This is a genomic window from Clostridium senegalense JC122, from assembly GCF_000285575.1.
Lineage (GTDB): Bacteria > Bacillota > Clostridia > Clostridiales > Clostridiaceae > Clostridium_J > Clostridium_J senegalense.
Window position 1 is genome coordinate 307,798 of the sequence record NZ_HE611053.1, and the last position, 18,863, is coordinate 326,660.

The window sequence follows — 18,863 nt, forward strand, 5'->3', positions numbered from 1 at the left end:
TTTTAATCTACTTGTTGGATTATTTTATATTTCCTATAATTTTTAATGTTTTTTAATTTTATTATTGATTTTAATTCTTCAATTTCAAATATAGGTATTCTACTATGAATTATAGTATGACAATTAGAACATACTGGAATCAAATCATTTATTGGATTAACTACATAATTTTCTTTAATCTGATGTAATGCTTTTTTATGATGTACTTCTATAATTTCTTTACCTATTGAACCATAGAATTTCTCAAAATCAAATTCACAAACATAACATCTATATCCATAATGCTCTAAACACTTTTTTCTGGCCTTTAAGCTTCTTTCATATTTGTTTACTCTTATAGATATCATCTTACCTTCACTAAAATTATTATCTTGCATATTACTACATTCTTCATCCATAATAATTTCTTTATTACTTCTTTCTACTACATCTTTTCCACTATACATCTCTTTAATTGTAAAATATGCATGATTATTTTGCTTAGGTAAACTTACTGCTTTAGGTAAATCTAGATTTTCACCTACTATATAAAATTTGTACTCTCCATCATGTGAAAACTTAAATGAATTACTCCTATCATTAATATATCCACATAACCTCTTCTTAGTTTCACAATCGAGATTAATATCATTGATTTCATTAATGTTATGTGGATTTAAGTTAATAATTTTTTTAAGCGAAAATAACTTTTTCATCCATCCATTTTTTCTCTAAAGGTATAATATAATGCTTTCTTATATGGATAATTTTTATTAATATTAGGATGAGCATGTATCCTATACTTATATATTAAGTCAATTGTTCCTGACGCTGGTATTGATATTACTTCTCTTTTACAGCTTCTTATTTTTACTTTCTTCTCAAAATTTTCATAACACTCTTTGAAACTTTCATCAATATATCTACTTAACTTTTCATTAATTCTAATAGCACATTGTGGTGCCGATTTTAATCCATTTTGGATTAACATATTTAACTGTAATTTTTCTGTATCAACATTTTGTAATAATCTTAACCTACAATATTGTTCTTTTTTAAATTTTATATATTTTTCTTTATCTACCCAAAATTCTCTATCATCAACTGTATCTTCAAATTTCATATTTATCTTATCTACAATCGTTTTAAATATAACTTTTTTAATGGTCTTGTACAATAAATATATACTATATCTCCAATTTTGAATTTTACCTTTTGTCTCCAATCAACATATCCCAATTTTTTAAATGCCTCATAAGTTTTAAATATGTTTGAATTAGATGTTATTATCCAGTTCATTGCTTTTCTCCTTTAAATAATAATTTAATCAAGCTACTTTCTATGCGCAATATATACATCTGTTTTTAACTCATAATTTTCCTCTAAATTCCCTTCTTGAAAATAAAAATTTGCTGTTTTATTTTCAAAATCAAGATTATATACTCGGGCAATAACATATATACCTTTATTAGCTAAAATTTTTGATTTTTCCACTTCATTAAATGTTATTTCAAATGCCGTATCCTCTCCTAATGTAGTCTTTACTTCTATATATTTATCAACTAAATTGCCATCGTTAACATCATAAGATTTAATATCATATCCAAGACCATCACCAATTACACGTGATGACCATTGAATATCAGATGCTTTTTTTACAAGTTCTTTATATTTACTATTCTTAAGCCTTACTTGTTCAAATTTAAATATTATATTTTCTCCAACAAAACCTATAATTTGCTTGTTTTTGTACTCATCAACATACTGTTCTATTTCTTTAGAATCAATCCCTGTATAAACCTCATTTGTAAATTTTTCCTTATTATATATATCTGGTGACTTATATATAGCCTTAAAATCTATATCTTTTAATAAATTCTCTATATCATATTCTTTATTTTTCTCTTTAGACTTTAACATAAATTTATTAAATGCAATAGAATAATAACATTTATTATTAATCCAGTTTTTCCATTCTAATGGCGCAAATTCACTAATCAATCCCAAATTATTTTCTAAATCATATAACCATTTTCGTGAAATATTTTTTTCATTTAATATTGTGAATATAGCTCTATAATTTTTAATATAACCGTCTTTACTTTTAATGGTTACTACTTCTAAACACTTCTCAATATTCTTATTATAACTTCCTGGCACTGCTAAACCTTTGAAAATAACATCTCTTTTCCTATGTTTTACAAAAATAAAGAAAGGTGGTATATTAATTTTTTCTCCTTTTTTTAGCATATCAAATATTCTTCTTAATATTTCATTACCTTTTTTAGGCGTATCCCATAATGATTTATTAGGTTTGTTTTGATCCCCATAATATATAAATTCATCAGTAGTTATATCAAAATCATCATTCCAATCACCATTATTTCCATTTGAATACAACACTACATATTTTAATTTTTTATCTTTAAGACTTCCCTTTTTTCTAAAACCACATGAATTCTCACATTTCATTAATTTACTCAAAACTTCATCAGACATATTTCCATTATTACCACCCATATATATATTATCTACTATTAAATCTGATTCTTTTAAGTCTTTAAATTCTATAAACATAAATTATCCCATTATCCCCTTAATTTCAATATAATACAAATATATTTAATACTTATATTATATTACATAATATTGTAACAATAAAGTTACACATTTCTTCACATGAAAAAGTAGAGTAAAAATTTAAATTACTTTTAAGCTCTTACTCTACTTTTTTACAACTATTAATTATATATAATTCTATTAAATTTAACTTTCTAACTTTATAATCTCATGTAGCTTTCTTCCCATATGTTCTATTAAGTTTACAACCAATGCGTTTCCCATACAAAAATATCTAAAAGAATGCGTCATACCTGTATTAGTCCAATTATCAGGGAATCCATTTATTCTTTCACACTCCAATGGAGTTAATAATCTTAACTTTCCAGTTTCAATATCTGAAACTACATGAGTACTTCTATTTTTACTAGCTTCACTTGTTAACATAGTACGTGCTGGCCTATCAATAGGGTCAGGAAATGCTATTGCACCCTCTCTGAATACGTATTTATGTCCCTCTTTAGAGGTTCTTTCAATAGCCTTAGGGCCTTTCATATACGACCATTTTTCTAAATCATTTTCAGATAATATGTATTTTTCATCTACTTCAATTTCTAATATATCTTTTAATGTAATTTGTTTTTCAGTTAAAAGATTACACGGTTTAGTTTCTACGGTATATATTACTCCATTTTTACATATACCTGAATTTTTAAATTCAAATTTAAATTTATCAGATACCTCAACTATGTCTAAATTGTACTTTTCTTTTAAATCTATACTCTTAATACTTTCTTCATTAAAAGTTTCTACATTAAATATAGAACTAAAAAATCCTGAATTTTGAATTTCTTCATATACATTTTTATTTTCTAATTTACTATAGTATTTAGTTGTATTATGTACTGCAAAAATAAATGTGCGTCTTCTTCTTTGTTGAAAGCCATATTCAGCAGCATTTATTACTCTCCATTCAACAGAATATCCTAATTTAGCAAAACAACTTATAATAATTCCAAAATCTCTTCCTCGTTGTTTTGATGGTGATTTTAATAATCTATCAACATTTTCTAAAAGTACAAACGGTGGACGTTTAGCTTCCAAAATTCGTTCTATCTCCCACCAAAGTACACCTTTTTTCCCTTGAATTCCTTTAGCACCTGTACTTGCTACTGAATAATCCTGACAAGGAAATCCTCCTACTAATAATGTATGCTCAGGAATATGTTCTGTAGGCACTTGTGATATATCTATATTACTAAATTCATCTATTCCTCCAGAGGTTTGAAAATGACTTTTATAACATTCAAAAGCATGTTGAACCTTTTTGCCAGGCTCCCATTGATTTGCCCAAGTTGTTTTCCAATCAGAAGAACTATTTTCAAATCCAACTCTAAAACCACCAACCCCAGCAAATAATTCACAAATCGTATGTTTCATACTTTAACCTCCTTCTCTAACTTTTTAAATTATACTATATTTCACAAGAAAATAAAAACTTTTACTATAATTTTTATCAAATCCACATTTTTACAACTTATATAATTACTATAAGTTGAGCATTTATTTAATTTAAAAATAAATTACCTCATTTTATCTCACAAAAATTAAGAGTATCATTTTGAAATTTATACTCTATTAATCTTAATGAACTCCATGAGTTTGTTATAATAGGTCGTCTTCCTTTTGTATAATTTCTTATGCATATTGAATTTTTATATTCAATAACATCTTCTGAAAAACCGCTTGCAACTATAAATGCTTCAATCATATCATAATCTCCAAATGCATATTCTATGTTAATCCAATCAACATACTTCATTATTTGATTTACTGATTCTATTCCAGCTATATCTTTTTTTATTTCTATAACTAGATATTTAGAAATAGCATTAAATCCTGGTATATATCTTATACCAAATATGTCCATTTTATCCATATAGTCTACTGGTTTAAATGGGGAAGCTACAACTTGATGGGATATATAATCCCAAGGTCCAAAAATTGTATTTTTATCATTAGAAAGTATCTCCATCAATCCAGACTCTAGTGCCATTTCATGTTTAATTTTATTATATTCACTACAGCTCTTTAAAATTTCTGTCGAATTCATTATATAATTTCTATCTATTTTATTTAATTTTTCTTGCTGTAAACATCTATTATATATATATGAACTATTATCATCTTTATATATAAACTTTTCATTTCTTTTTAAAATTATATTTCTAAGCGCTTCATTTTCTTCATTATCTATTTTTATAAAAGACAACTTCCAAAACACTCGTAACATTCTAAATTTGCTTGGGTTAGACATCAAAACATCATCCATATCTATACCATTTACAAAAAAATTAGGTGATGGTTTAAATATACATAAACACCTATTATTTAAATTATTTTCATTATTTAAAATCATTATATTTTTTACTTCGCTATGTTTAAAATTTTTAGGTAACCCAGCTTGAATATAATTCCAGTACTTACAATCGTATTTTTCATTTATTAATTCACCTATACCATATATTTTTCTATCTAAGAAAAAATATATATTATCTCCCTTTTTCATACCGAAATAATCTGTAAAAGTTCCCTCATGATGTATTAACCACTTATTGTTTTTAGGATTGCTTAAATTTGTACTATAAATCCCAAGTTTTATACACTCTTTTAATGCTTCTTTATTATTTAAACTTATTATATATCCCGCCATATATCCTCCAAATTAAGTTATAAATATTCAACTTTATTTTATAATAAATTCACATATGGAATTTGTTGAAATTGCCTAAAATACATAATGTTAATTTTTTTCGATTTCATTTTTTATGTACTTAGCATTTAACCAAAAACATTTTTTTCTTTCTTCTGTACCCTGAGGTGTAATTGCTAAATCAATTTTCGAATCTTGTCCTTTAGGTCTTATATGTGCAATTTCTTTATCGCTAATTTTCATGAAATTATTATAAATACCTTCTTTAATTTTATTTCGAGTATCTTTCCATACTTTATACATACTATTATTTAAATCTGAAATTGGCATATTCCAAAACATAACCTTATTTAATATAATATCATCTAATCCTAATTCTGATTGATTTTTAAAATTAACTCTACTTTTAAATATTATCCATAAATGCTTTTTATTTTCAAACTTGTCTCTTATAGTAGATGTCTCCCATTCTTCATTTACTATTTCACAATAATCTATTTGTTCAAAAGACATAGATTCCTTTGGAACCCCATTTGGTTTTAATAAAATTGTTTTTATTTCTATATTTGCTTTTTTAAACTCTTCAAACTTATCAAGTTTATCCCCAAAAATATTTTTACAAACATCATCTACTATTAATCTTATAAAATTTTTAGCTTTTCTTTCTCTATTTATGGAATAAATTTTCATAATATCTAAAATACTTTTATTTATTAATGAATTAAATAGTGCATAAATCTTTTCATCAAAAAGTACATTATTATCAGATAACTTTTTACATTTTTCTATTTTTCTATATTCTTCCCTTTCAAGTAATTCCTCTATTATAAAATCTACATAAGATCTTTTATAAGAGAATGCTCTTTGTGAAGCCAATATATCGGAATTGGGTTGTTCTCTTTTGCTTTTTTCAGCAGTATTACCTTTTGTACATGCTCCAAGATACATTGTATCTCCTTCTGAAATTTCATGTGCTTTCCCTTGTTTAATTTTTGATACAATAATATCCCAATCTCTTTTAATAATTTTAAAATCTTCATTTGAAGGTGTCCACAAATTTATAAGTTTAAATATTAACTCTTCCTTAGGAACATCTTTCTCATTTATATAAAACATCAAAAGTAGGTTTTTGCATTTTTTCATTAATGAGTTATCTTCCCACGTCTCATTATTTAATTTAAAATAATCAATTATAGTTAAAACAATTCTTTCTTTAGCTGAATATCCTAACTTCTCTCTTAAGACATTTGAATTAACTTTAGGTTTTATCCTTTTAATAGGACATACTTTTAATTCCACCTCAACTTCATTAAAATCTGCTTCTTGTTTAGAATTTACTTTATATCGAAAATATTCTTCTTCCACAAGTTGTCCCAATCTACCTTTAGATTTTTTATTATTAAATCTACTATTATAAATATCTTTATTTACTTGGCTTAAACTCTTATCAATTAACTTTCTTGCATATTCTTCAATTGAATATTTATCATCTCTATCATAATTTAAAATCATTATACCACCCCAAAATTTAGCATTTTATCCTTAATTATTATACTATGAATTAAGTTAGAATTTAAATATATATTTATTAATTGTCATGTTTTCTTTCCTTTTTTTAGAAACATGTTCTTTTTCCTATAAGAAAAGAACCCTACTTTCTCAAGGTTCTTTATATGTTTATACAATTTAAAAATCTCTTGCTTTTTCAAAATTAAAAGAATCTATTTGCCAGTTCCCTATTCTGACTAATATAACATTCTAAAAATTCTATATTTCATAAAGTAAAATACATCAGACATCCTAACATATTGTTATATACACTGACTATTATTAGTCTTCTATAAATGATTTATCAAATCCAATTAATCTACCTAGGGTTCCATACAAGGTCAACTCCATAAAAGGAAAGTTCACGTTTTATTTCATTTAATTTATCTACATCTTTTTTATCTAAAATTCTTCTTAAAGTTATTAATTTTTCTTTATCTTCTGATAGATTTAAAAAAAATTTTATAGATTCTATACATTTTGGCTTTATAAATGGAAATAATCCATTAATCTTAGCAATAATGATATTTACATTTTCTTCTTTGAATAAACTAGTTTTTCTTACTATTAGCTCATCTTTAGTTAATCTAATCATCGATTTATTGTCTTTAATGTTATGTGTTATATAACTTACTTCTCTTAATACGGAAAATATTTCATCCTGCCTTCTAGTAAAATCATCTATTACCTTTTTTGTGTCATCATTTAATTTTTTCGAAGCTCTATTATATCTACAAGATTGATAAATTGCAAATATTCCTAATATGATAGATAAAATTCCTAAACAATTTCCCAAATTAATTAAATTCATACAAGTTTCCTCCTAAAAAATATCAAACTATCAAATTTATCCAATATTGATTATTATATCCTCACCTTTAAATGGTATATCTAATTCTTCTTTTAAAACATGGGCTATCAAATCTATATCATAATTATAAACCATCATAATAAATTTGTATGATGGACATCTAAACATTACATAGATTGTGCAGTCATAACTTCTTAGACTACTTTTTATCAATATCATTTTTAAAATAAGATACACAAGTAGACTTATCGTACAAATCATACCATCATCCATATTCTTAAAATATTTCTCTTGTATCAACATTACATATTTTTTAATAAATTTAATTTGTACACTTTCTTTATACATGTATGAATAGGCTTATACTTGAATAATCCTCAATGTAATATTGCATTTGCAACAAACAAATAACAAAACTCTATATCTCCTTTTTTTCCATGGCTACTGATGCTAAGGCTATTTCTATACTATGAATAAAATTATTATTATAATTAGGGCTATGCACAGGTATCCTTTCATGTGTAACATTCTCTTGAATACACAACTTTTCAAATTTACTAGCTATAAATTGTGATTCATTGTCTGTTCTAATTATTAATTCAGATGTTTTACCCTTAATTACTCTATTATAAAGTGCCTTTATTACTACAATTTTAGCTTGCTCTGCATTTGGAGAAAGTGACAAATCATATGCTAATATGCTTCTATCAAACACATCTATAATAGATGTTAAATATGCTATCTCCCTTGCTTCTGCTAAATAAACATATTTCATGTCCATTTCCCAAAGTTGATTCGAATCTGTGATTACATGATTTTTACATATTTTAGAATATCTCTTAACACACTTTCTTTTAATCTTTAATAGGTTCATCCTCTTCATCAATCTATAAACTTTTTTCTTATTAATTTTTAGTTTATATTTATTTTTCAAAACTGCCCTAACCTTTTTATAACCATAAAACTGTCCTACTTCATCTTTTTTATTTTCACTATATATTTTTGAATTTATAAATCAAAAACTTTTTCACCATTTATATTTAGACTATATCCTGGAATGTTTCCTTCGGATTGATTTAAAGGTCTATTTCCACTTTTAATTAATAACTGTTGTTTATAATAAGTAGATTTTTTCAAACCTAATATCCTTAATATAGCTTTAATAGTTGGACCTATAGAAATCCATTCGGATGCATAAGAATACAAATCATGTTCTTCATCTATTTCTTTTTTTAATAAATCGCGAAGAATTGCAACTTCTAATTCAAGATCTTTGCATTTTTCTTTTGTTTTCTTATACTCTTTTTTATAATCTACAATTATTTCTTCATCTTTAGGTTGAGTAGCATTCTTGGGTTTCTAAGTTTGCTTATATCTTCTATAATTACATTTCCAATTAGATACCAATCCACTGTATATATTATACTTCGCTGCTACTAAAGAATTGCTTCCACATGTTAAAGCCTCTTCTACAATTTTCACTCTTTCTTCTTCAGTATATTTTCTAATAAAATTCCCACTCATAATGCACCCCTTCATTCATTAATCCTACTATAGTTCCATTCGAATTATGAGTCTACTTTTCTACGGGGGCCTATGAGTTTTCAATTCAAAATCATAAATTTTCAACTTTTAAAAATTTTATATTCCCTAATTTATCTTTGGTTCTCTCTGATATAGGAGGAATTGCTATAAATAACCTCTTTTTAGCTCTACTTAGTGCTACATAATACACTCTATGTTCTTCTTTTGTCATATCAGGATTAAATAAAAATTCAAGATTTGTATTTTCATTAAAATCAGATGGATTAATTAGTAATAATACATTTTCAAATTCATCTCCTTTAGCTTTGTGAATTGTTCTAAATGCCCCAGTATCATCATTTATATTTATGGTACAAGCCACTTGCTTATATGTTAACTTTTCATAATATTCTTTTTTTTGCCCGATGTTATCCTTCCTTTTATACCATAAAATCCAAAAATATATTCATTATAGAAATCAATAATATTCAAATTACTAATTTTATCATAATCGTCTACTAATCTTTTTACATTATTAAAAGAACACCTATCATCAAATTCTTCTGTCTTTTTATATGCTTTTTTCATGCTTTTTAAGGCTTCTTTAAAATTGTTTTGTTTACAATGTTCTATAGCACAAATAGAGTAAAATATAATTTTTCCTCTTTCTCCATCATCAAAAATTAACTCATTAGTTATATCATTTGAAAATAAACTTCCAACTCCATATTTAAGTTGATTAGATAATTCTTTTCTATATGATAATGTATATATAGCTTTATTTTCACAAATTTCTTTTACATTTTTAAATATTTTCAAAAAATTTCCTATGATTAAATATGGTTTATCCCCATGCAAATCTTCAGGAGATTTTTGCTTAAGGGATTCTTCTCTTCTCATATAATTTAATAAGTTAATTATCTCTTCTGTACTCCTCCTATTATCCTCTATATAATAAGTTTTCATATTAGGTAAATCAAATTTTATAAATTGTCCTACATCTGCACCTTGAAAGCTGTATATAGATTGACACTCATCTCCTATAACTCCTACAATAGTTTCTTCATTAGAAATTATTTTTATAATTGCACTTTGAATAGGATTCGTATCTTGAAATTCATCCATTAATATATATGGAAATTTGCCACGTATAATTTCTAAGACTCGTGAGTTCTTTTCAATTATTAAATAACTTAGATACAATACATCATCATGTGATATAATTCCTTTTCTCCAACAAATTTCTTTGTACGGTAAATAAGAATCATTTCTAATAGAATACTCGCCTACTTGACCTTCCCATGCATTTTTAAATTTTAATTCAATCTTGTCATTGTGAAGAATCCATGATAATTTAGAAAGTGATTTTGATAATTTTTTATTATCAATTATATGAAATTGTTTTGTTTGAGTTTTCCATTCTTTCAAAATACTAAATGTTGGTATGAACTCTTCATGACCATTAATTTTTTGAAGGTCAAATTTAAACTTACTGTTTAAAACCCATAAGTATGGCTTGACAATATGCTTATATAAAAAACTATGTATTGTACTTACTTCAACACAATCATATGCATCCCCTAATTTTTCTATTATATTTTCCACTCCTACATTTGTATATGTAATACACGCAATTTTTCGCAAATCTGAAATTTTTTTTGATTTTTCTATTATATTATTAATGTGATTTATTAAAAAAGTTGTTTTCCCAGCTCCCGGCCCTGCTACAACCTTAAAATGCTTATCAATATCAATTTCTTCTCTACTATCTACTAATCGAGTAGCTAATGACAAATCCATTTCAATGCCTCCTTTATATATGATGGAACATTAAAGCTAAATCTTTCCCCAACTTCCTTTTCTATATTATTGGAAATCACAGTTGCTAGTTCTTGTGCAATTTCACCTTTTTTAATTGACTTCAAATAACGTGCAGCCACAATATGTTTTGCTTTTACAAAAGGTTCATCATTTCCCATATTGCTATATTGACTTGCTAACTCCTTAAATTCGCCTTTTCGTATAATTTTAATAAGTTCTTCTAATTCTTTTTGTGACATATCCTCTTTAATTAAATTCATAATTTTTTTGATTTCTATACTATTTGATACAGATTGGGTGATAATATCTTCACAACTATAATTTTCGAGTATTAGCTCATACTCAAATGTTGAACCTTGTTTTTGAGTATATACCCTTATAATATCTTCATCATTCCTTTCTTGATATAAAGATGTTAATTTGTTAGAGGATTTTCTATATTCATACTTAGATTTATCAATGTCTAACATAAAAGGAAAACATGATTTCCAACTACTATTTTCATCTGTACTATTTTCATCTGTATTTTTCTTTAACTTCATTACTGGGTCCAAATCAGTAATACAAACAACTTTTTTTGATATGGCATATTTATTATTTTTTGTATCAAACAATTTTAAAAAGTGCTCAAAATATCTACCATTTACATTAATAATAGATATATGGTTATCAATTAAAGATAATTTCTCTGCTTCCGCAAAAGAAGGCAATAGCATTTGTTCAGCGAGACCTTCAACAAAAATAATATTATTTGCAAAAAACATATCTGCTTTTGTTACATCTAAAAATCTTTCAATGTATTTTTTAGATTTCATATCCTCACCAGAATCTGAAAATACTCTTCCAGGATATGAAACTGTTATTAAACTATTTTTCTTAGATAAAACAATTATTGAATTTAAATTTACTGCAGCAGTTATATTAGGTGAGTGCGTTGTTATAAAAATTTGCCTAACTTCATGTGTTCTATTTTTTTCTAAAAATTTCAACAATTTATACTGCATATTAGGATGTAAATGTGCTTCTGGTTCTTCAAAAGCTAATATAGAAAAAACTTTTGAATTGCTTCCTAAATATTCAACAGATGAATTTTTTTGCATTTTAGCTAAAAGCAATGATATATAAATTAAATTGTTGTAACCCAATCCATTTCTTGTTGCTGGTAATTTTATACCAGTTTCATTTTCTACAACTAATTTTAATGCAGAATATAATTCGGTATCTAAGATTTTTCCATCAAACGTAGGTTTCATATTATCAAAATCTGCACCTGTTTCTTCTACGTATTTCAGCATTTCCTTTTTCCCTGAACACATACGTTTTTGTAAAGATTCAATTAACTTTTGGGATTCAGAAGAAAATGCCTTTTTCTTTTCTTGAATAAGCTTCTTTTTTTCATCTACTTTGATACTTTGATCTATCTTAATTTCATAATCAATAAAAAAATCAATTACTTCTTTAAGCAAAGCATTTTTACCAGTAAAAAGATCTCTTTCAACATCACGAATAGCATTTAAAAATTGAAAGTCAAATTTTCTTATAGAGTCATTGACAATTGATATCCTATATTCAGGATTTCCAACAAAAACTTTATATGTATATTTTCTTAAAAAATCTGTTTCAATTTCTTTCCAAAACATATCAATATCATGACTTTCTATTTGGTTCATTTCTGATTTATAATTAACATATTCTTTCTCAGGTAATGAAAATTCATATGTAATTTCGGCCTCATAAGGCTTGTCTATTTTTGTTAACCATGATGCTACCATGATTAAATCGTTTGAATACTTCTCTTCACTATCTTCTTCTATCAACTTTGCAGATATTATAATTTTAGGAGGAGCATCTTTAATATTATCAATTGCAATATTATGATTAAAATCTTCTATTTTAAGACTTTTACATACCTCACTAGAAAAAAGAAGTTCTAATGCTTTTATTATTGTTGTCTTACCTGAATTGTTTGCTCCAATTAAAACATTAATGCCCTTTTGAAATTCAATAGTTGTTTTTGTGGAAAAACCTCTGAAATTTTCCATACTAAGTTCTTTTATATACATTATTTTCTCCTTTGACTGACTATTTATATAATTAAAATTTATACTATATTATATATTATTTTGTATTATTTTTCAATTTTACCCAATTAAGCTTTAATATATAAAATCAAAAGTTATCATAATTTATTAATCTTCGATGTATCAATATATGAATATAAAATACAATCTAATAATAAAATTTAAAATAAAACACATCTACAATTAAATTGTAAATGCCTTTATATAATTTAAATGCTCAATACGTAGTATCTTTTATGAACCGCCACCAATGGAAAGTAGAATAACCAATACTTAAAAATATAGGTTTATTTTTTAAAAGCTTCATCACACCATTAATCCCAATTAACAGGATTATAAGGGTGTTGAAGAAGGTATGGAGACTTTTCATTTATTAATCATATCTAAAGTTAGAGTCTATAATCCTTAATGTATTATTTACAACTGCCTTGAATAGATATTCCTGTTTTATCAGCAAGTGTATTTTATGAATTTTCAAATTTAGAGTCACTTAATAATATAACACTTTCTTTTGTTCTTGATAAATATAATCATTAACATATATATCAAAAAGGACCAACTCATCAAAATTGTCCATGAATTAGTCCTAAATTTATATTTTTATAAAATTATTTCATTGATTGAATAATACTATCAACAACGTCAGCAATTGAATCCTTATCTTGTTCTTTTACGCTGGAGTTAACTGATATATCATTATCTAAAATAGTCATTTCTTTCATATAACTTAAATGTTTACGCATTAATCTTCCTGATTGAGGAGCCCAAGAACCATTTTCTATAAGAGCAAAAGTACGTTTTTGAACATTTAGTGCTTTCATATCCATCAGATATGCTAACATTGGTGGATAAATATTTAAGTTGTAAGTTACACAAGCAAGAACTATATGACTGTATTTAAATGTTTCAGAAATCAAATATGAAACATGAGTTTTTGAAACATCATACATAACCACATTAGTTATTCCTTTTTTAACTAACTCTGTTGCTAAATTATTAGCAGCATCTTCTGTATTTCCATACATTGTTCCATAAACAATCATTACGCCTTTTTCTTCAGGTTCATATCTACTCCACTTATCATATTTATCTAAAAAATATCCTAAATCACTACGCCATACTGGTCCATGTAATGGGCATATAGTTTTAATATTAAGAGTACTTGCCTTCTTTAAAAGAGCTTGAACTTGAACGCCATACTTACCTACAATATTTGTATAATATCTTCTAGCTTCATCAATCCAATCTCTATCAAAGTTTACTTCATCGTTAAACATTTTACCATCCAATGCACCAAAAGTACCAAAGGCATCAGCAGCAAATAACACACCATTAGTAGTATCAAATGTTACCATAACTTCTGGCCAATGTACCATTGGAGCAAACATAAATGCAACCTTATGTTTGCCGAAGGACATAGTATCGCCTTCTTTAACTGTTATTACTCTGTCTTTAACATTAAAATCAAATTGATGCATAAACAGGGAAGCTTTTTCAGTACATACAATCTTTACATTTGGATAACGAAGAATAATTTCTTCAATGGAAGCTGCATGATCTGGTTCCATATGGTTGATTACCATGTAATCTAAATCTCTATCTCCTAAAACCCCTTTAATATTTTCAAGGAATTGACGGCAAATTGACCAATCAACTGTATCAAATAACACTGTCTTCTCATCTAAAAGCAAGTAAGAGTTATATGAAACCCCTTTTTCAATGGGATGAATATTTTCAAATAGAGCAAGTCGATGGTCATTACCACCAACCCAATAAAGATCTTCAGTTATATTTCTAACACAATACATAGTATTTAATCCCCCTTTTCGTTAAAAGCACATTATTATATTTATTTTTAGAAAATCAAATTTCTATAAACATATCCTTTCCCTCACCACAAGCAGGGCAGGTCCAATCCTCAGGTATTTTTTCAAAAGTTGTTCCTGGATTTATATCACCTTCAAAATCTCCTAAGCTAGGATCATATTCGTAACCGCATCCATTACATACATAATGTTTCCAAGTTGGGTGGGTCTCTTTTGGAATCACTCTTTTCATTTTTTTCATTGGTGGCGCTGCTTTTTTGGGTTCTCCATTATCAAAAGCATCAGTAAGCAATGGTAATATTTCCATTAAATCTCCAACAATTCCGTAATCTGAGTTTTTGAAAATCTTTGCATTAGGATTATTATTTATAGCAACAATTGTAGAAGCTTCCTTTATACCTTTCAAATGTTGAATTGCACCTGAAATACCGCAAGCAATATACAAATTTCCTTTGAATTTTTGACCGGACATACCAACGTATCTATCCAATGGTACATATTTAAGTGTTTCTGCTACTGGGCGAGAAGAACCTATGGCTGCACCAGCTTGAACTGCTAAATCTTCTATAAGTTTCATATTTTCTTTTTCTCCTATGCCGAGTCCTGCACTGACCACTCTTTCAGCTTTATTTATAGGAGTATCTATAGGAATTCCAACTGTGAAATCATAACCATCTTCCTTAAGAGCTTTTACAAGAGCATCTACTTTTTCCTTAGCAGTTCCTTCTTTGAAAATCACTTTTTTACGATAACCTGTAGTAGCAGATTTATTTTTATAAGTTTCACCTGCATTCTTAGTTTTTGGCATTTTACCTATTATATTAGCAGCTATAACAACGCGTTGAATTTCATTAGTTCCTTCATATATTGTACAAATCTTAGCATCTCTATAAGCACGTTCAACTTCCATACCTTTCATATAGCCACTTCCACCAAATATTTGAAGAGCGTCGTTTACAATCTCGAGACAAACATCAGAAGCATATTGTTTTGCCATAGCAGCTTCCATACTATATCTCTCATGATTTTCTTTCATATCTGCTGCACTATAAATAAGCAATCTAGCTGCTCTAAGCTTTGTAGCCATATCTGCTAACTTAAAAGCAATAATCTGTTGGTTACAAATAGGTTTACCAAACTGAATTCTTTCTTTTGAATACTCAAGTGCATGTTCATATGCTCCTTGAGCAATGCCAAGAGCCTGAGCTGCAATCCCAATACGACCACCATCCAATGTGGACATAGCAATTTTAAAACCATCTCCTTCTTTGCCTAATAGATTTTCTTTAGGGACTTTTACGTCGCTAAAAATCAACTCTCCAGTGGCAGAAGAACGAATACCCATCTTATCATAATGTTTACCAAAACTAAAACCTTCCCATCCCTTTTCTACAATAAAAGCACTAATACCACGAGTACCTATATCTGGTGTAGTAACTGCAAAAATAATATAAATGTCAGCCTCACCTGCATTAGTTATAAAAATCTTTTCTCCATTTAAAATATAATAATCCCCTTCTAAAACAGCTGTGGTCTCTGTACCTCCAGCATCACTGCCAGCATTTTCTTCCGTAAGACCAAAGGCTCCAATTTTTTCTCCTTTTGCAAGTGGAACTAAATATTTTTGCTTCTGCTCCTCTGTCCCATAAGCAGAAATTGGATATGCACCTAAAGATGTATGAGCTGAAAGAATTACGCCTGTACCACCATCTACTCTTGATAACTCTTCAACAGCAATAGCATAGCTAATTACATCTAAACCTGCTCCGCCATATTTTTTTGAATATGGTATGCCCATCAGACCTATATCAGCCAACTTATGAATTTGCTCCAAAGGAAATTTATTTTCTTGATCTAACATAAATGCAATAGGTTTAATTTCTTCTTCAGCAAACTCTCTTATTTTCATCCTCAACTTTTCATGTTGTTCCATAGTCTTAAATAGCATAGATATACCTCCTTTAAATTAAAATAATATATAAATATTCTTCTTTAATGAATTTTTATAATTAGAGCTTCTTAACCTTAAACATATTCTACAAATCTTTTTTACTTATATGAAAGCCATATAATAAATATGTTTTACAGAATCAATTGTTTTGTAATTATAGTCCTATATAGTCTATTAAAAAAATTTCAAGGCTATTACTTTTCTTTTTCTTATTGTTGAACAATCCTGAAAAATACTAAAAATAAAAAAAGGTCTTTTAAAACCTTAATTATATTGAGCTTGCTTTTAGAGATAGATTATTATATTTTTTAAACCAAAAACCCAGTTATAATCATTATAACTGGGTTTTAATTTATAATTCTTTATTCAACTTAACTGTATTTTTTTATATTCCTTGGACAATAAAAATTAAAATTATCTAAAAAAGTAACTCTCCTGGTTTATAACCGTTAGGTAATTCTTCTTCACATAAGAATTTGAAATTGTCATCACGTAATATTGGTAAAAATGCCTCATATGGTATTCTAGGGAACTCACAAGCGTATGGACTTGCTCCAAACCATTTACCTTCTTTACTACTTAAATTTAAATCTCTAGCAAATTTTGTATGGTTTGAACAATCATGAACTGCTAAATCCCAATTTTCCTCATCAGCCACTTTCATTAATTTGAAAGTTAATTCTCTGCTCCAAATTGGAGAAATATAACCATGTCTAGAAATATACATGTTTTCTCCAAAATAGTTATCTATGTTATTCTCATTTAAATGTAATTCTGCACAATTTATAAAGTCAAGTTTTGTGTCTAAAATTGCTTGCTTTTTCTTAAAGAATACTTCAAAAAATTCAGGAGTCATTGGAGTTTCAATACCTACACTTTTAATGTATTTTTTTGCTATTTTTATGTTTTCAATAACTTTATCTGAACAATTAGATGCACCTAAATTAAAACGTATCTCATCAAGACCAGCTTCACCTAAAGCTTTTAATGTTTCTTCTGTAGCCAAAATCCCATTTGTATATAAATGTTGATGGATTTTCGCATCACTAAATTTCTTTACAACTGAATAGTATTTTTCAATTTCCATAAATGGTTCTAAATAAACATAAGAGATACCAGTAGGTTTGTTATGTATGGAAAGAAGTAACTCAATATCCTTTTCGTAAAACTTTGTACCACCAATTTCCCACATACCTTCACCAATTGGTGGAATGTTATCTAAATCACCATAGTTGTAACAAAACTTACATTCTATGTTACATTTATTTGTTTTTCTAATGGCACTTAAGCCAGTTCCTTTAAGACAAGAATGACATCCTTTAGAAAATTTATTTTCATTTCCTACGAAAAAAGTTCTATTCTCTAGAGTTTTTAACCCTTTAATTTCTGACATTAATATATTATTTCTATGATCAATTGCCTCTTCAATTTGTGCAAATGTAGCGTAAACAATTTCTTGTTGTTTTACCATAAGTTCCTCATCTTCTGGTAACATTGAAAAAAATTCAATCCATTTTAATGCGTCTTCTTTTGAAATTTTCATACTATATCCTCCTCTAATTATGTATCACTACTATTTATATCTTCTTCCCAGCTTAATGAACAGTATTTTTACTAGTTTTAATTTTGTTTTGCTCAATTCACTTACTAAAATTAAGATATAAATTATGAAAGAACTCTTCTTTCGTTATTTCTTGTATTTTTATCTAATTCTGTTTCATATCCGTTTTGAAATGTTTATTTATATCCCAAACGTTAAAAATTCAACATTTTTATTTGTTGTATTTTATTTATCATTAATTTAAATTATGTTCATGCCATATAAATTACTATCTTCTATACACTGCAATTTGTGCAAGTATATCATTACATTTTGTATAAAATTACTTTAAAGGCATTGAATAAATCTAAATTTAATCTCATTTCTCTATATGAATTAAATTACAAAAGTATTATAACATATAAATATATGCTAATTCTATACACACATCTTATTAAATCTAATCTCTATACCTCTGACATTACCACTAAAACTTATAACATTTTTTTA

At 26.7% G+C, this 18,863-nt stretch carries 18 protein-coding genes and 1 pseudogene; all 19 read right to left on the reverse strand.

Features of this window, described 5'->3' with window-relative positions; all coding sequences use genetic code 11:
* Nucleotides 1-2 precede the first annotated feature (2 nt).
* Complete coding sequence (locus tag CSGHG_RS24390; RefSeq protein WP_010297244.1) at nt 3-695, reverse strand: HNH endonuclease; 693 nt, start codon at nt 693-695, stop codon at nt 3-5.
* The gene (locus CSGHG_RS24395) at nt 692-1,102 is read right to left on the reverse strand and encodes a hypothetical protein (RefSeq protein WP_010297246.1); all 411 of its coding nucleotides are present in this window, start codon (nt 1,100-1,102) and stop codon (nt 692-694) included. Before CSGHG_RS24395 ends, CSGHG_RS24390 begins: the two co-directional genes overlap by 4 nt.
* Before the next feature lie 11 nt (nt 1,103-1,113).
* Nucleotides 1,114-1,278: a hypothetical protein gene (locus CSGHG_RS24400; RefSeq protein WP_010297249.1), complete on the reverse strand. Its 165-nt coding sequence runs from the start codon at nt 1,276-1,278 to the stop codon at nt 1,114-1,116.
* A gap of 33 nt (nt 1,279-1,311) precedes the next feature.
* Nucleotides 1,312-2,556: a protein NO VEIN domain-containing protein gene (locus CSGHG_RS15490; protein WP_010297252.1), complete on the reverse strand. Its 1,245-nt coding sequence runs from the start codon at nt 2,554-2,556 to the stop codon at nt 1,312-1,314.
* A gap of 189 nt (nt 2,557-2,745) precedes the next feature.
* Nucleotides 2,746-3,978: a DNA (cytosine-5-)-methyltransferase gene (gene dcm / locus CSGHG_RS15495; protein WP_010297254.1), complete on the reverse strand. Its 1,233-nt coding sequence runs from the start codon at nt 3,976-3,978 to the stop codon at nt 2,746-2,748.
* Between the two features lie 148 nt (nt 3,979-4,126).
* Entirely contained in the window at nt 4,127-5,251 is a 1,125-nt protein-coding gene (locus tag CSGHG_RS15500) for a PDDEXK family nuclease (RefSeq protein WP_010297257.1), read from the reverse strand.
* A 90-nt stretch (nt 5,252-5,341) separates the two neighbouring features.
* Nucleotides 5,342-6,763: a Sau3AI family type II restriction endonuclease gene (locus CSGHG_RS15505; protein WP_010297260.1), complete on the reverse strand. Its 1,422-nt coding sequence runs from the start codon at nt 6,761-6,763 to the stop codon at nt 5,342-5,344.
* 355 nt (nt 6,764-7,118) lie between these two features.
* On the reverse strand, nt 7,119-7,610 hold the full coding sequence (locus tag CSGHG_RS15510; RefSeq protein ID WP_010297264.1) for a hypothetical protein: 492 nt from the start codon (nt 7,608-7,610) through the stop codon (nt 7,119-7,121).
* Between the two features lie 36 nt (nt 7,611-7,646).
* On the reverse strand, nt 7,647-7,913 hold the full coding sequence (locus CSGHG_RS15515; protein ID WP_155844780.1) for a hypothetical protein: 267 nt from the start codon (nt 7,911-7,913) through the stop codon (nt 7,647-7,649).
* Between the two features lie 115 nt (nt 7,914-8,028).
* On the reverse strand, nt 8,029-8,622 hold the full coding sequence (locus tag CSGHG_RS21120; RefSeq protein ID WP_328284745.1) for a DDE-type integrase/transposase/recombinase: 594 nt from the start codon (nt 8,620-8,622) through the stop codon (nt 8,029-8,031).
* Nucleotides 8,619-8,816 (reverse strand): hypothetical protein, encoded by a 198-nt coding sequence (locus CSGHG_RS23640; protein WP_010297272.1) that lies wholly within the window; start codon nt 8,814-8,816, stop codon nt 8,619-8,621. Before CSGHG_RS23640 ends, CSGHG_RS21120 begins: the two co-directional genes overlap by 4 nt.
* 153 nt (nt 8,817-8,969) lie before the next feature.
* Entirely contained in the window at nt 8,970-9,134 is a 165-nt protein-coding gene (locus tag CSGHG_RS24405) for a helix-turn-helix domain-containing protein (RefSeq protein WP_010297276.1), read from the reverse strand.
* A gap of 91 nt (nt 9,135-9,225) precedes the next feature.
* Complete coding sequence (locus CSGHG_RS23950; RefSeq protein WP_207635869.1) at nt 9,226-9,516, reverse strand: 3'-5' exonuclease; 291 nt, start codon at nt 9,514-9,516, stop codon at nt 9,226-9,228.
* Between the two features lie 11 nt (nt 9,517-9,527).
* Complete coding sequence (locus CSGHG_RS21130) at nt 9,528-10,934, reverse strand: UvrD-helicase domain-containing protein (RefSeq protein WP_207635870.1); 1,407 nt, start codon at nt 10,932-10,934, stop codon at nt 9,528-9,530.
* Nucleotides 10,919-13,018: an ATP-dependent nuclease gene (locus tag CSGHG_RS15535; protein ID WP_010297280.1), complete on the reverse strand. Its 2,100-nt coding sequence runs from the start codon at nt 13,016-13,018 to the stop codon at nt 10,919-10,921. Before CSGHG_RS15535 ends, CSGHG_RS21130 begins: the two co-directional genes overlap by 16 nt.
* A gap of 265 nt (nt 13,019-13,283) precedes the next feature.
* Nucleotides 13,284-13,410 (reverse strand): annotated as a pseudogene (locus CSGHG_RS24410) (DUF255 domain-containing protein); the annotation flags it as partial.
* A gap of 234 nt (nt 13,411-13,644) precedes the next feature.
* Complete coding sequence (locus tag CSGHG_RS15540) at nt 13,645-14,844, reverse strand: FprA family A-type flavoprotein (RefSeq protein ID WP_010297283.1); 1,200 nt, start codon at nt 14,842-14,844, stop codon at nt 13,645-13,647.
* 55 nt (nt 14,845-14,899) lie between these two features.
* Nucleotides 14,900-16,810, reverse strand: a complete 1,911-nt coding sequence (locus CSGHG_RS22830; protein ID WP_010297285.1) for an acyl-CoA dehydrogenase family protein — start codon at nt 16,808-16,810, stop codon at nt 14,900-14,902.
* Between the two features lie 421 nt (nt 16,811-17,231).
* A complete protein-coding gene (locus CSGHG_RS15550; protein ID WP_010297286.1) occupies nt 17,232-18,356 on the reverse strand; it encodes a radical SAM protein in 1,125 nt (374 codons plus the stop codon).
* Nucleotides 18,357-18,863 lie beyond the last annotated feature (507 nt).